Origin of the sequence: Lactococcus sp. (assembly GCF_036648155.1) — a bacterium.
Classification (GTDB): Bacteria; Bacillota; Bacilli; order Lactobacillales; family Streptococcaceae; genus Lactococcus; species Lactococcus cremoris.
In genome coordinates this window covers 84,479-100,305 of sequence record NZ_JAVXIY010000003.1, presented here as the reverse complement: position 1 = coordinate 100,305, position 15,827 = coordinate 84,479, and the positions used below count along the sequence as shown (strand labels likewise).

General features: G+C 33.9%; 13 protein-coding genes. 5 read left to right on the top strand and 8 right to left on the bottom strand.

Features of this window, described 5'->3' with window-relative positions:
- Positions 1-51: 51 nt before the first annotated feature.
- From RSC39_RS03980 to RSC39_RS03960, 5 genes are all read right to left on the bottom strand, one after another.
- Complete coding sequence (locus RSC39_RS03980; protein ID WP_332535271.1) at positions 52-348, bottom strand: hypothetical protein; 297 nt, start codon at positions 346-348, stop codon at positions 52-54.
- On the bottom strand, positions 345-1,919 hold the full coding sequence (locus RSC39_RS03975; RefSeq protein ID WP_332535269.1) for an alpha-amylase family glycosyl hydrolase: 1,575 nt from the start codon (positions 1,917-1,919) through the stop codon (positions 345-347). Before RSC39_RS03975 ends, RSC39_RS03980 begins: the two co-directional genes overlap by 4 nt.
- Positions 1,909-2,514, bottom strand: coding sequence for a sugar O-acetyltransferase (locus RSC39_RS03970; RefSeq protein WP_332535267.1), 606 nt, complete (start codon positions 2,512-2,514; stop codon positions 1,909-1,911). Before RSC39_RS03970 ends, RSC39_RS03975 begins: the two co-directional genes overlap by 11 nt.
- Positions 2,515-2,540: 26 nt before the next feature.
- A complete protein-coding gene (locus RSC39_RS03965) occupies positions 2,541-4,136 on the bottom strand; it encodes an alpha-glucosidase (protein WP_332535265.1) in 1,596 nt (531 codons plus the stop codon).
- 242 nt (positions 4,137-4,378) lie between these two features.
- The gene (locus tag RSC39_RS03960) at positions 4,379-6,133 is read right to left on the bottom strand and encodes a glycoside hydrolase family 13 protein (RefSeq protein ID WP_332535263.1); all 1,755 of its coding nucleotides are present in this window, start codon (positions 6,131-6,133) and stop codon (positions 4,379-4,381) included.
- Between the two features lie 367 nt (positions 6,134-6,500).
- Here RSC39_RS03960 and RSC39_RS03955 point away from each other — a divergent pair, with 367 nt between their 5' ends.
- The 5 genes from RSC39_RS03955 (at position 6,501) to RSC39_RS03935 (ending at position 12,840) form a co-directional block, all read left to right on the top strand.
- The gene (locus tag RSC39_RS03955) at positions 6,501-7,730 is read left to right on the top strand and encodes an extracellular solute-binding protein (RefSeq protein ID WP_332535261.1); all 1,230 of its coding nucleotides are present in this window, start codon (positions 6,501-6,503) and stop codon (positions 7,728-7,730) included.
- Between the two features lie 71 nt (positions 7,731-7,801).
- Positions 7,802-9,160 carry a sugar ABC transporter permease gene (locus RSC39_RS03950; RefSeq protein WP_332535260.1) on the top strand — a complete coding sequence of 453 codons (1,359 nt, stop codon included), beginning with the start codon at positions 7,802-7,804 and terminating at the stop codon, positions 9,158-9,160.
- Between the two features lie 3 nt (positions 9,161-9,163).
- Positions 9,164-10,021 carry a sugar ABC transporter permease gene (locus RSC39_RS03945; RefSeq protein ID WP_332535258.1) on the top strand — a complete coding sequence of 286 codons (858 nt, stop codon included), beginning with the start codon at positions 9,164-9,166 and terminating at the stop codon, positions 10,019-10,021.
- Positions 10,022-10,192: 171 nt separating this feature from the next.
- The gene (locus RSC39_RS03940; protein WP_332535256.1) at positions 10,193-11,929 is read left to right on the top strand and encodes an FRG domain-containing protein; all 1,737 of its coding nucleotides are present in this window, start codon (positions 10,193-10,195) and stop codon (positions 11,927-11,929) included.
- A 110-nt stretch (positions 11,930-12,039) separates the two neighbouring features.
- The gene (locus RSC39_RS03935; RefSeq protein ID WP_332535254.1) at positions 12,040-12,840 is read left to right on the top strand and encodes a bacteriochlorophyll 4-vinyl reductase; all 801 of its coding nucleotides are present in this window, start codon (positions 12,040-12,042) and stop codon (positions 12,838-12,840) included.
- 249 nt (positions 12,841-13,089) lie between these two features.
- Here the strand turns inward: RSC39_RS03935 and RSC39_RS03930 are convergent, their stop codons facing one another.
- The 3 genes from RSC39_RS03930 to RSC39_RS03920 all read right to left on the bottom strand — a co-directional run bounded on the left by RSC39_RS03930 (position 13,090) and on the right by RSC39_RS03920 (position 15,655).
- Positions 13,090-13,695: a CPBP family intramembrane glutamic endopeptidase gene (locus tag RSC39_RS03930; RefSeq protein ID WP_332535252.1), complete on the bottom strand. Its 606-nt coding sequence runs from the start codon at positions 13,693-13,695 to the stop codon at positions 13,090-13,092.
- 132 nt (positions 13,696-13,827) lie between these two features.
- Entirely contained in the window at positions 13,828-14,379 is a 552-nt protein-coding gene (locus tag RSC39_RS03925) for a hypothetical protein (RefSeq protein ID WP_043735483.1), read from the bottom strand.
- A gap of 70 nt (positions 14,380-14,449) precedes the next feature.
- Positions 14,450-15,655, bottom strand: coding sequence for a TPM domain-containing protein (locus RSC39_RS03920; protein WP_332535249.1), 1,206 nt, complete (start codon positions 15,653-15,655; stop codon positions 14,450-14,452).
- Between the last annotated feature and the right edge of the window lie 172 nt (positions 15,656-15,827).

The window sequence follows — 15,827 nt, the reverse complement described above, 5'->3', positions numbered from 1 at the left end:
AGTAAGCTCTGTCAGACTTGACAGAGCTGATACAGACTGTATCAGTGATTTTTAGATTTTTACCCAAGCTAAAAGTTCGCAATCCGAACCATGATTGCTATAAGAGAAAATTGCAATTTGTTCATCATCTGCAGCAATTCCCCAGCATTTTATTTCTGATTCTGGCTCAATTTGTGCCGCTAGATAAGTTTTGTTATCATTCAAAATCTTTGCAGATTCGCCATTTGGTAATTTGGTCAAGTTATTCAGATAACTTCCTGACAATTCTGTCAGGGGTGGACAGACGCTCAAGGCTTCAAAACCAAGATTTTCAATTCTGGTTCTAATCTTTTTTTCATTAATTTTCATTTCTCCAAAATAACTGTACTGTAAGCTGGAATTGTCAATTTTCCATCAGTCAATGTCGCTTGGACTCCACCACCAGAAAGTTGGTCAGTAATTTTTTTGCCGACAACTCCTTTCGGGAGTTTCACTGTCATACTTTCTTTATCTGAAAAATTATTGACAATGGTCAAATCCTTTCCATAATTAATGACAGACAAGCTATCTTTACTGACAGAAATATTTTTCAGCCTGGCAGTCGCAATTTCAGGATATTTCGCTTTGATTCGCAAGACTTTTTTGTACCAATTGAGTAGCGAATTTGGATTCGCTGCTTGCTGAGCCACCGAGCCACCGTCAGTTGTCGCAGTTTCAGTCGCACCAGGAACCGCAACATTTTCCTTAGGCGAACCTGCTCCATCAGCCGACCATGGCATTGGCAAGCGTTTATTTTGGTCAATGCCAGAACCTGTCAGTCCCAGCTCTTCGCCGTAGTAAATAAATGGGTTTCCCGGCATCAAAAGGTAAGTTTGAGCCGCCATTTTTTGCATTGACAAAGAACTAATGATTGTCGCCGAGCGGTCCGTGTCATGATTACTCAAAAAAGGAGCATCAATGGCTTTGGGGTTGTCAGCATGAATTTCTTGGTCCCAAGCTTCGATTTGCTGACCAAACAATGAACCTTCACCCAAGACTAGGGCCGAATTAATTGGACTTGAACTTGATTGCAAAGCATTTGGAAAGTCAAATAAAGAATCAATACCTGACTGATAGATATCATCAATTGCCGAAGCCGTTGAAAAAACTTCACCCACTAAATAAGCTTTTGGATTTTGCTTTTTGACCGTTTCTGTCAGCCATTTGGTAAAGGCCGTCGTTTTTTTATCATCATTTGAGAAATAAAAACCAACAGCATCCAAGCGAAAACCAGAAACACCTTTGTCTAACCAAAATTTCGTAATTTTTGCAATTTCTTTTTTGACCTCAGGATTGGCAAGATTGAGGTCTGGCATTGATTTATCAAACTCTGACTCATAGTATTTACCGTTGCTGGCTAAACTATAACCCTCTTTTGCTGTGTCCGACCAATTATAATAAGCCATATATTTCTTGTCGCCAGCTAGTGCTTTTTGAAACCAGACATTGTCAGTCGCCGTGTGGTTAAACGGCATGTCCAAAATCACGGCAATTCCTCGTTTTTTAGCTTGAGCAATCAGATTTTCAAAATCAGCCATTGTACCAAATTTAGGATTAATTTCTTCGTAATTGCTGACATCATAGCCATGATAGCTTGGACTAGCAAAGATTGGGGTCATCCAAAGTCCTTGCACTTTCAAATCTGTTGTAGAATTTTTATTCCCCGTATTGAGATAATCTAAATGTTGCGTGACCCCATTTAAATCACCCTCACCATCCTGATTTGAATCCGCAAATGAACTCGTAAATATTTCATAAAAATTACGATACAAACTCACATCAACCTTTTGGCTGACAGCCGCTTTTTTTACTGATGAATCTTTTGAATTTGCTTTTTGACAAGCACTTAAAGCACAGGTCGCCAGTAAAGTTACTGACAGAAGTAAAAGCTTATTTTTCATAATATTCGTTCTCTTTTTCTTCCCAGTAAAGTCGGTCAGAATCAGTAATTTCGCGGAGAATTCGTGCTGGATTACCTACTGCAATCACATTTGCTGGCAAATTTTTTGTCACTACCGTTCCTGAACCCACAATTGTATTTTCGCCAATCGTAACGCCCGGATTAACAATTACTCCTGCACCGAGCCAAACTCGGTCGCCAATCGTTATTGCTTTTCCATATTCTAGTCCACGCTGTCGAACTCCGGCATCAATTGGATGAGAGGCCGTAATCAGACTGACGCGAGGTCCAAACATCACATCATCGCCAATCGTAATCGGTGCAACATCCAGAAAGATACAGTCCATATTGGCATAAAAGCGTTGACCAATTCTTGTATTTTTACCATAGTCGATGTAAAGCGGCGGATTTACAAATATCTCATCGCCAGTTTGACCAAAAAGTTCTTTTTCAAGTGCCACAATTTTTTCTATATCAAGCAGATTGAGTTGATTAATTTTTTGATTTAATGCTCGATTTTTATCAGGTTTATATTCTGGTTCAACTTTACTTGCTTTGTAGAGTTTGCCAGCAACCATTTTCTTAAATTCGCTCATTTTCACCTCACCCTTCTGGGCTTTAACTATTCCACTTCACAAGCAAAGGCTTCCCAAGCTTTTAATTTAATTTGAGAAATTTCAGGCAGGAAATTTTCATTGTGAATCAATAAGTCACGACAGACAAATCCTGTTTTAAATTGATTTTCTTCATCAGATAAATTGGCAACGACCAAGTATTTTTTCCCCTGATAAGTCCGCAAATAAGCAAAAACATCATCCTCAGAATCAATCAACTTGAAGTCCCCATAAATAACCCAATCATGTTGTTTACGAAGTTCAATCAACTTTTGATAAGTATAAAAAACAGAATCAGGATCACTCATGGCTTGGTCAGCATTAATTTCTCCATGATTAGGATTGACAGCCAGCCAAGGTTTCCCGTCAGTAAATCCTGCATTTTCTCCTGCCGTCCATTGCATCGGCGTTCTTGCATTATCACGGCCAACACGACGAATTGAATCCATGATTTCATTTTCGGAATGACCAGCAGCTAAGCGTTCAGCAAACATATTCCGTGACTCAATATCATTGACTTCTTCAATTGATTCAAAAGGATAATTCGTCATTCCAAGCTCTTCACCTTGATAAATATAAGGCGTTCCTTTCATCAAATGCAATAAAATCGCAAAAGCTTTGGCTGATTTCAAACGATATTTCCCATCATTTCCCCAATTTGAGACAATCCGTGGTAAATCATGATTATTCCAAAAAAGTGAATTCCAACCTTTTTCTAAAGCTTGCCACTTGGCTAAAATTTCTTTAAGTTTTGAAACTGAAAATTCCTTTTTATCCCATTTTTCACCCTCATCAAGATAAGCATTTGTGATGTGTTCAAATTGGAAAACCATTGATAATTCTTGACGCTCTGGGTCAGAATAAAGCTCCGCAATCTCAGGTGTTGCTCCCCAAGTTTCACCCACGGTCAGTAAATTTTTCTGCCCAAAAGTTGCCTGATTCATTTCATGCAAATACTCATGTAATTTAGGCCCATTTCCTGTGATTTCTTGGTCAATTTCTTTCCCAATCAAATCAATCACATCCATGCGAAAACCGCCGATTCCCTTATCAATCCAGAAATTCATCATGTCATAAACTTCTTTATGAACCTGAGGATTTTCCCAGTTTAAATCTGGCTGACGCTTGCTAAAAAGATGAAGGAAATATTGGCCCGATTCCTCATCAAATTCCCAGGCAGAGCCTGAAAATGTCGACTGCAAACCATTGGGTTCATCAGCCCAAATATAATAATCGCGATAAGCGTTATCTTTTGATTTTCTAGCTTCCACAAACCACTTATGTTCATCGGAAGTATGATTAACTACCAAATCCATAACAATTTGAATGTTTCGCTTTTTAGCTTCCAAGAGCAATTCATCCATGTCCGCCATCGTTCCAAAAACATCAGCAATTGCTTGATAATCAGAAATATCATAACCATTATCATCCATTGGCGATTGATAAACTGGACTCAACCAAATGGCACCAATTCCAAGTTTTTCAAGATAATCTAATTTAGAGATAATTCCTTGCAAATCACCAACACCATCACCATTAGCATCCATAAATGACCGCGGATAAATCTGATAAACGACTGTTTTTTGCCACCAATTTTTTTTCATATTTCACTACTCCATTAAGATGTAAGTTCATTCTCCAATTCCTATTTTCCTAGGATATAGGAGGACGAACTCAATTAATTTTTACTGACAACTTTATCAGTTAATCCCGTCAGTAAAATACTCACTAAACCAAAGATTCTGTCAGCAATTTTTACTGACAAAACTATCAGCAAAGCCGATAGTTTCTTTATTTACCGATTCAATGACTCCCTCGGTCTCATTGAACTGACAGAATCTATTTTCTATTTATAGATTACAAAACCATATTGTAAAATATTATTTTGGTCAACCAAATTAGAGAAAACCACTTCATCAGCCGAAAAATAAGCCGGTTTTTCGCCAATATTGAAAATAGCTTTCAAAGTTCCACGTTCAAATTTCACAATGCCATTTTCTGAATCTACGATTTTCCATTCTACTTCTGAATCACTTAAAATTTCTTGATATTGCTTGCGCAACTCAATCAGATTTTTAAAGAATTCAAACATCTCTAAATCTTGATTTTTTTCATCCCAAGGCATACACTTGCGACACTCAGGATCCATTCCACCAGTCACTGCATACTCATCTCCATAATAAATACAAGGCACACCCGGTTGCATGAATGTGAACGTTTCAACCAATTTCATCAAATTTTTATTATTTTTTGCAACAGTCAAAATTCTTGGGGTATCATGAGAATCTAAAACATTAAACATCATTTGATTGACTTGCTTACGATATAATGTAAGTTGCGTATTAATATTAGAGACCATTTGTTCTAAAGAAATTTTCTTAGTAATCAAACCATCTTTAATCGCATCGGTATAGGCATAATTCATAACAGCAGAGAATTCGTCGCCAACTAACCAAGGTTGAGCAGAATGCCAAACTTCCCCTAAAATATAAAAATCATCTTTTGCCGCGTCACAAGTTGTGCGGAATTTTTTCCAGAAAGTATGGTCTACTTCATCTGCCACATCCAAGCGCCAAGCATCAATATCAAACTCAGAAATCCAATAATCAGCTACTTTTAAAAGATATGCTTCAACCTCTGGGTTAGCAGTATTGAGTTTTGGCATGTGTGGGGTAAAGGCAAAAGTATCATAAGTTGCATTTTCCGCATTTTCAAAATCATCAGTTGGTGTGTAAGTTGCTGGCCAGCTATTAACATGGAACCAATCCGCAAATTTTGATTTTTCTTGATTTTTCAAAACATCTTGCCATTGAGCAGAAGTATCTCCGATGTGATTAAAGACTGCATCTAACATGACTTTAATACCACGCGCATGTGCTTCTTTCACCAAAGTTTTAAACAATTCCTTATCCCCAAATTGCTTGTCAATTTCCATATAATCTTCTGTATCATATTTATGATTAGAAAAAGCTTGGAAAATAGGAGTAAAGTAAATACCATTCACACCGAGTTCAGTCAAATGTTCCAAATGATCAATCACCCCTTGCAAGTCTCCCCCATAAAAATCTTGACGGTCAGGAACATCTTGTGGATTCCAAGCTTTTGTTCCCTCAGGATCATTGCTCATATCCCCATTGGCAAAACGTTCAGGGAAAATTTGATACCAAACCGTTTCTTTGACCCATTCAGGTGCTTTAAAACGATCACTTTCATGGAAATAAGGTAAACGGAAAGCCCCATATTTTTTAGTCACCAAGCTCTCATCATAATCAAACATTCCTTGGTCTGTGTAAACTACTTTTTCTCCATCCAAGCCTGTAATGACAAATAAGTAATCTACTCGTTTCGTTGCAACAGTAATTTCGGCCTCAAAATAATCGCTAATATTAGTAGAAAGATACTTTTTCATCTCAACTTTTTGACTAGCCCAATACTGTGTTTCAGGGTTGTCAAGCCCTTCCCACGAATAAGGATCGCCATAAAATAATTCGACTTTTTCCACATCAGATTTTTGTGTTTGCAGACGAACATGCATCAGATTTTTTGCATAAAGATAAGCAAATTCCGACTCAGGACGATGATAAATTGCAGCTTTGTTCATAATAGAACCTCCAAATTTTTTTGATGGCTGTACTGTCTTAAACTATTTTCAATTAATCTCAAGGACAGCGAAAAGCACCTTTTCCGTCGCTTTTCTATAGTGTCATTTCCACCACATCTGGAGAAGATAAATCTCACATTAATCATATTTTATCATAACGCTTTCATTGACGCAACCGTTTGCGACGATTTTCGCATATTATTTTTTAAAACATTTATTTTCCATTCTAAAGAATACGCTGAAAAGTCGGTATAAACCAATTTCTAAGTAATCAAAATGTAATATTTTTTTCCTTGACAAAAAGCAAACGGTTGCGTAAAATGAGGAGTGTATAAAATAAACCGTTTTCATTAGGAGGAAACACAAAATGAAATCATGGAAAAAAGTTGCTCTTGGTGGAGCATCTGTACTCGCCCTCGCAACCCTCGCAGCTTGCGGTTCATCAGCAAGTTCTAACAAATCATCATCTTCTAGCTCAAATAGTGTAAAAGGTAATGTTACCTTATGGGTTGACCCCGCTAATGTTGATAGCTATAAAACATTAGTTACTGGCTTTGAAAAAAAATATCCTGATGTTAAAGTAAAAGTCAATCAATCACCAACTGGTTCTGCAAATGCCAAAACTGACGTTGGTAAAGACCCAGCTAAAGCAGCCGATGTCTTCAAAGTTCCTAACGACCAACTTGGTGCAATGGCAGAAGCTGGTTATATTAATCCTCTCTCACCCGATGCAACAAAATGGGTAGACAAAAATGATATCTCAGTTGCTGGAGAAGCTGTCTCTTGGAAAGGTAAATATTATGCCTATCCTCAAGACCAACAATCAAATATCATCTTCTATAACAAAGCTAAATTCTCTGAAGCACCAACTAGCTGGACTCAATTTACACAAGATAAAGCAATTGGTACAGACTTTACAAACTCTTATAACTGGTACCCAGCCTTCCTTTCAAACGGTACAGTATTGTTTGGTAAAGGTGGAGAAACATTAGACGGTACTGACGTTGCCGGAGATGCTGGACTTCAAGTCTTGAATTGGTTTGCTAAACAAAAATCTAACACAGGAGTTGTTCAATCAGGTCAAGCATTACTTGCTGACTTGAAATCAGGAAAAACTTCTGCTGTACTTGATGGACCTTGGGATGCAAGTAATGTTAAGAAAATTCTTGGCGACAATTACGGTGTTACCACACTTCCAACAATTGATTTCGGCTCTGGCGAAAAGAAAATGCAAGCTTTCTCTGGTGTAGGTACACTTGCTGTTAACTCTGCATCTAAAAATCAAGTCGCTGCATCTTCTCTCGCTCAATATCTTTCTAATGCTGATTCACAAAAAGAACTTTATAAAGCAAATAACGCAATCCCAGTTGCTAAGACTTTACAAACTGATTCAGATATTACCGCAGACCCTGCAGTCCAAGCTGTTATCAAACAAGTACCAGAAGACACTTTGATGCCTAAAATTCCAGAAATGGCTACATTCTGGAATTTAGCTGCTCCTTTGATTAATAATACATACCTTGGTAAGACACCAGCCTCACAATATGCTAGTCAACTTAAAACTTTCCAAGATTCTATCTCTAAAGCAACTAAATAATTCATTAGTACTCTTTTAAAGAGGTTGGGCACAGCCTAATCTCTTTATTTATTAGAAAAGGACAAAGTTATATGTTCAGAAAAAAAACTTATTTACCACCTGAAGCCACTTATAAAGAAGTCTGGTCTAAAGGGGATATTTTCGCCAAATTGAGTTTTTTTGTGATGGGACTCTTTCAATTAAAGAACAAACAATGGCTAAAAGGACTCCTCCTTCTTGCCAGTGAAGTTATTATTATTGGTTGGTTACTATTTTCAGGTTTTAAAGCTATTAGTATGCTTGGAACACTTGGTACAGTAAAAACAAAAAAAGTTGTTTGGGATGCTTCTGAGGGAGTTTATAATACTCTTTTACCTGATAATTCCATGCTCTACCTTCTATTTGGAGTTTTTGCGCTAGTAGCTATTGGATTACTTATATTTTTATATGTTGTTCATCTTAGATCTCTTCGTCACCTCTATGCACTTAATCGTGACAATAAGCATGTCCCAACAACACTGGAAGATTTATCTTCACTTTTAGATGATAAACTTTACATTACCTTAATGGTTCTTCCACTTCTTGGAATTTTAGCTTTCACTGTTGCTCCGTTAATCTTTATGATTACCTTAGCCTTTACGAACTATGATACTCAACATCTAATTGGTTTCTCTTGGACTGGTTTATCTGCATTCACTCAAGTTTTCCAAGGAGACTACGGTAAAGCCTTCTTTCCTCTACTCCTTTGGACTATTGTTTGGGCAGTGGCTGCAACCTTTACAACTTTCCTTGGCGGTGTTCTTCTAGCCTTGCTTATTGAATCCAATGGGGTGAAATTTAAAGGATTTTGGAGAACAGTATTTGTAGTAGTATTTGCCGTTCCTCAATTTGTTTCTTTACTTTTAATGGGGATGTTCCTTGATGACCATGGACCAATAAATAGTGTTCTACAAAATGCTCACTGGATTAAAGGACCAATTCAATTTTTGTCTGACCCAATCTTAGCGAAAATATCAGTTATTGGTGTCAACATGTGGATTGGTATTCCAGTAACAATGTTAGTGTCAACTGCTATTATTCAAAATCTATCACAAGACCAAATTGAAGCGGCAAAAATTGACGGGGCTAACACTTTCCAAGTTTTTAAATCAATTACTTTCCCACAAATATTATTCGTTTTGACACCAACATTGATTCAACAATTTATCGGTAACTTCAATAATTTCAATGTTATTTATCTCCTCACTGGTGGAGGACCAAATACTGATAATAACTTGGCAAATGCTCAAGCAGGAACAACCGATTTATTAATTACTTGGCTTTATAAGCTTACTACACAGTCTACAAGAAATTATGCTCTTGCTTCTGCTATTGGTATCATTATATTTGTTATCACAGCAACTGCATCACTCGCGTTATATCGTAGAACTAATGCATTTAAGGAGGGCTAATCAGTGAAATCTTATAAAACTCAGAGACGTCTATCTCTCACCTTGCGTTACCTTTTATTAGTTGTTTTGGCACTCCTTTGGATTTTCCCTGTTATATGGATGATTTTAACAAGTTTTGCTAAAAATAATAATACTGGTTTCGTTCAATCTTTATTTCCACAAAACTGGACGTTGGAAAATTATATAGGTATTTTCAATAATTCTCAATATCCTTATGCACATTGGCTTTTAAATACTTTTATTTTAGCAGTCATTTGTGCTGTTGCAAATACTTTTATCACAACAATTATGTCTTACGCACTTTCGCGTTTACGTTTTAAATTTAGAAAACCATTTTTACAATTTGCTTTGATTATCGGTATGTTCCCAGGAATTATGGGAATGATTGCTATGTATTCAATCCTTAAATCTATTAATATGCTCAACCTTTGGGGTATGGCATTGGTTTATGTTGGTGGCTCTGGACTAGGGTTTTATGTCTTCAAAGGATTTTTAGATACTATCCCTCGTTCTATTGATGAAGCTGCAATAATTGATGGAGCAACACGCTGGCAAACATTTATCCATATTACCCTTCCTCTCTCACGCCCAATGATTGTATATACTTCTTTGATGGCATTCATCGGACCATGGCTTGACTTCATGTTCTCAAGTTATATCTTGGGTGGTGGAGATCCAAAAATTCGTACAGTAGCCTATGGTTTACAAAATATGATGACAAATTCAAAAGGATCAAGTGCTACAAATCTCTATCAGTTTATCGCTGGTAGTGTACTGATTGCAGTTCCTATTACAATCTTATTCATAGTTATGCAAAAATTCTACGTCAATGGAATCACAGCTGGTGCAGATAAAGGATAAAAAATTTAATTAAACAAATAAAAAAGTTACTGATAATGTTAATACTCAGTAACTTTTTTATTATGTAACAAAATTACTGAGTAGTTTTATATTCAACTATTACTATCTTTATTTGCACATATTTAGTATTTTTTTTATAATTAATAATAAATAAAACTTTGGAGTTATAAAATGTCTTTTAAACTAAGTTCTTACTATTATTTCTTTTTTTCAAAATTACATGAAGAAGGTTACGTTAATCTAAGTCCTATTTTAGATAAATATAAAGAATTTCCTAAAAAGCCCAAAGATATTTTTAAACAATTTAAGTATAAATCCACAGATTCAACTAGAGACAGAATGCTCAGATTAAATAATGAAGAGATTAAAAGTATAAATTATTTACTTAAGAATATTACAAGCGAACAATTAATCAGTCTGCTGAAAATACAGGGCTATAAGGTAGATGAAATAAACTACTTATTTAATAATATTTCTAATATTAAATTATCTGGTGATAATAGTTTTTATTTAAATGAAAATGAATTAGAAAGTCTAGATTATTTATTCGAAAAAATCTCAAATTTAAAACCTAGACCTAAAAATATAGGGAGTTTTATCAAAAAAATTATTAATATTATAAAAAATAATGAGGAGGGAGAAAGATTTTATGATCACAATTCTGATTATTATGAACCAGAAATAATCACCAATATGTTACACCAAGAAAATCTAACTCTAAAATATGATGAATACAGCCATTCTTCTTATAGAGATATATTAAATAATCTTGCAAAAAAATCAACTACACCATCCGATAAAAATATGTCTGACTTTATAATTTTAGACTATCTCAGCCAAAACATTGAAAACGAATCAATAACAACTTTTTTTCAGCATATTATCTCAACAATTGAAAGGAACTATGACTCACTCATTAAAATCCATCATAAATCTTTATTTAGTAGGTACGCTATCCCAAACAACAATAATGATTTTTTATTAAACGATGAAAGAAAAAGTATTAAATTTAAATTATATGATTATAAAGATAAAGAAACGTACTATCTTTATAATCAAGCTACAACTAATATCAATATCATAGATAGCATTTCTAGTTTTACCGATCTTCTTTCTTTCAAAGGCAAGATAGATAGCAGATTATTTTTTCGAGGACATACTGATAGTAATTATATGCTCAAACCCTCAATATTTAGAAATCCTAAAATATTTTCTAAAGAAAATAGAATTTATGAGGAAAGTCTTGCTCGCAATCCAGAAGAATATGATTTTAATAATCGAACTCACCTTGATATATTAAAAAAAATGCAACACTATGGGATTCCAACAAGATTGATGGATATTACAGAAAATCTTCTTACAGGCTTATATTTTGCCGTAGAAACCGATGATGTTGACGGAGAACTGATTGTCTTTTCAGTAAAAAGTAGTAAGGTAAAGTATACTAGAAGTGATAATGTCAGTATTTTATGCTCCTTACCTCCCTTTTCGCCTGAAGAGAAACAAAAGATATTTTTTTTGGCCAAACAGTTAAACACTGCCTCATTAAATAAAGATAAGTTGATTAAGCGACTTAGACATGAGATTTCCACAGAGAAACCTTTTGAACCAGAAATTGACCCTAATTCTTTTTCGAAAGATTATTTTGTTATTCCTAAACGTGATAATAGACGTATTATACAACAAAATGGTTCCTTTATTGTTTGTTGTCTGAATCCCATAAGTAACTCTAAAATAAATGATAAGCGTTTTAAAAATCACAAATCAGGTAAACATGAAATTTTTATTATACCCTCGAAAATGAAAACGCATATCCGCTCACAGCTTAACTTATATGGCATCAATCAAGCAACTATTTATCCTGAAATAGAAAAAGTTTCTGAATTTCTAAAAAATACTATTATTTGATGAAACACTTTAGTATTTTGAAACATCATAGGCTAAATTTACAATTATAACAAAAGTATAAAGTGCCTTGATATAATTATTTTTATAAAAAAGACTGAGAGAACATGTTAATGAGTACAACAAATATATTAAGTAATCAATCTGAACTACTTAATTCAATTAAAAATGGAGATATTATGAGCGTCTTATCTTACATTTTAAACATGCCCATAGCACATGTCAATAGAATTGAGTTTTTATCTAAGATCTATAGCGTTACAGAATCAGAGATCGCTAATAACACGTATAAAGTCTCCTTTGAAGAGAGACAACATTTAGCTCAAAAGCATATAAATAGTACTATTGTTCAGACGACGGCAATATCATTTGCTAGTGGAATACCTGGTGGGCTAGCCATGGCAGGAACAATTCCAGCTGATATTTTACAAAATATGATTTATTCCGTTCGTTTAGCACAACAACTGGCTTATATTTATGATATTGACATTGAAAATAATAATCATATTGACACTGATGCAATGCTCCTGTTTTTGGGAATAATGTTCGGTGTCAATGGTGCTGCATCTCTACTAAGAGTAACAGCGACAAATACGAGTAAATATTTCTCTAAAAAAATTTTAAAAGCTGGTTTATCAAAAACCATTTGGTACCCAATATTCAAAAAAATTGTGCGTATAGTGAGCGGGAAAACGTTAACTATAAAAGCCCTCTCTAATGGCGCAAGTAAATTTATACCCGTTATAGGTGGGGTTACATCTGGTGGAGTTACATTTTTAGGAATGAAAAAATCAGCCAATCTATTAAATAAAGAGCTACAAAGAGGGTATGATACTAAATATTCCGAAAAAGAATATCAAAAAGATATTAATATACTAGAGGGGCAATTTAGAGAATTAAAGACAGATGATTAAAAAATAGTCTGATAAGTAGACTTATGTTATAACTTCTTACTTTTGGAAAAACTACCTATAAATTTTTCTCTATTTAAAATCATCAAAATTTATAGTTCTTTCAATTCTTATAATTTATCCCAGAATATTTTGTTTTAGTTATTTATCTTTTACTAAACTACTTGAAAAAGAAAATAACTGAAAATTAAATATCCAAAAAGCAGACTAATATTAGTCTGCTTTTTTAATAGTAACAGTTTTAAACCATTCTTATTTCGGTATCACAAAAGGTAAAACAAATAGAAACACTAAATCAAAGACTAAATGAACGGCATATGAAGTCCAAATACTCGATGTTTTCAAGTAAGCATAATTGAATATCAATCTCGCCACTCCCTGAACTAATAAGATTTGAATAATTGTTCTCAAAACATTCCCACCATTATAGGTATTAAAATGAATTAATCCAAAGATTACCGAAGTGACTAAAGTCGAAATTATAGTTGATAATCCCCACTTCGTACGAAGTGTTTCCAATATTCCGATTGAAAATAATTCTTCGCCCATAATCATAAATGGGACGAAAAATATCAATATAAAATCTCCAAATGCTGCATTGCCGTGATTCCCTGAATTACCAAAAATCAGTGTAATAATAGTTCCTCCAAGCATTGACCATATCGTATTAATAATTAAACATGCAATAGCAATTTTTATATACTTTCCCTGTGATTTTGAAAACCATATCAATGCCTGATTGCCAAAAATTACAACTACTCCTACAATACTAAAAATCAGAAGTGTAAATTCTTGAGCATATCCAATATGTAAATCAATACTTGACATGATATAGAAGCCGACAAACAATTGTATCATAACCTATTTATATATTATAGCACCTTAATCAAGTGCAATTATTACATATAAAGTTAATAGCTTTAGAAAATTAAGGAAAATATAGAAAAACTTTGACTCTATTATTTTATATTTTAATCTTTTCCATATAAATCATCGTTTATCAAAAATAACAGGAAAAGCAGCGATATCATTCATAGAGTTAAAGAATTGATTAAAGTCCTTATAACTGATATCGAGTCGTTCAAATGATAATTTGTTCTTTTCCACTATGTTCTTTTTATCTCCATCTGTACGTGACGAAATTTTGGGTTGTTCTAAAAATTCAACGACTACTTTATTAGTCCCATTCCCCCACCATAAGACATGAATATCTTTCACTTCTTTTAAGAAGATTTGATAACTAATAGTGTTATTAGTTAAAGGATAATAAATTAACTCATCATTCTCCACTTGCATAATGAATGGAGCCTTCTTTTTAGAATTTCTGCTTATTCTTTTAATCAAAAAAGAAACCAAAAGAGAAAAAATATATAAAATTGATATTGCCAGTGCTGTATAAGTCACCAATTTATTTTTCCCCATTTGATAAACTCCAAGACCTCCATAGCCCACGATAAAAATAAAAAGAATAAGGCTATTTATCTTTTTTATGCTACTTTTGTCTTTCTTTAATGTAAGTGTATTTTCCACATTTTGTTCCATTTAAAAAACCTCTATTTTTCTTATATTTAAGTATGAAAATTTTATTAGTAATAGTACTCCAAAAATTAATTCACCAACCTCCTGAAGCTCCTCCTCCATCAGATGAACCGCCACCACCAGAGAATCCACCTCCATAATCACTACTATAGTTTGAATAAGCATGATAGGAATCTCCACTATATTTTTTAGTCCCTTTAAAATTATTACTATAAAAATGACCCGTAGAAGCTGGAGCTAGTATTTGTGAAGAGCCTTGAGAAACAAACATTGTTAAATCACGGATAAGATAAGAAGAATCTGAATAAATTCTATGATTATTATTTTGCAGTTTTAATAAGTACTTAGTTATTAGTTCTTCTGAATTTTTCTCTAAAACAGTGTTTCTGACACCTTCCAAACAGTTCAAGTTAATTGAAATCCTAGTAAAATATGGAATCATATAGTCAAGGTCTAAAGTCGCTTGTTCATCATATCTAAAAGCCCGAGCAATCTCCTGTCTACTAAGTTTGCCTTCTATTTTCTTCAATGAGGGCAAAGAAATTTCATTTTTAGTAATAAAATCCATTACCTCATCGACACTATATTTAGGTTTAAAAGCAGTAACTTTATTAAAGATAATTATTGATAGGAAAACAAATCCTCCAATTATTAAAACAGGTATTGAAAACAATAAGAATGCATCTCCTGCGTCTCCATTTGATGTATAGTTAGAGCTACTTGAATAATACTCACCCGACTCTTCCACCAACATCGTGTCCCGATTCCAGCTTAAGGTATTCTCCGCTAAGTTCAGTGTCCGATTTATCATTAAACAAACTGCCTCATCATAATCAAAAGCACTAAAGTCGTCATTAACATCGGATTTATAAACTTGCTCTTTGATATTCTCTTCATTTAAAAATGAATTTCCATTCCAACCTTTGCCTAATTGAGTACGATATTTATGATCATTTACCGCAATAACAAGTAGAATCCCTAAATTATTTTTCTTATCACCAATCCCTTTAGAATTAAAATAATTCTTAGAAAATTTTTCTATTGATTCTCCTTCCAAACTATCTATCGTAAGGACCGCATATTGCGGATTTGCCATTTCTCCATTTATTGTGGCATTTGCAAACTCATTTAATGATGAATTAATCTTATCTTTAGTTTCTATGGACAGAATATTTGCCTGGTCATCCACAAAGTTCTGACTATCAGCACTCACTTTTATCATGCTTGTGCAAATCAGAACACAAACTATCGTAACAAAAAACAACAACTTTCTTTTCATAAATTACTCCAAAAATCATTTTATTTCAAATATTTTACCATAACATTATACCATAATTTAAAACGTAATCCTTTTTACTTATTAATTCTAAATTGACTTGCCTTAATGTTGCTTTTATCCAAATACCTGACCTACAATCTTGCTTATATTTATCCACTTATATGCTATAATA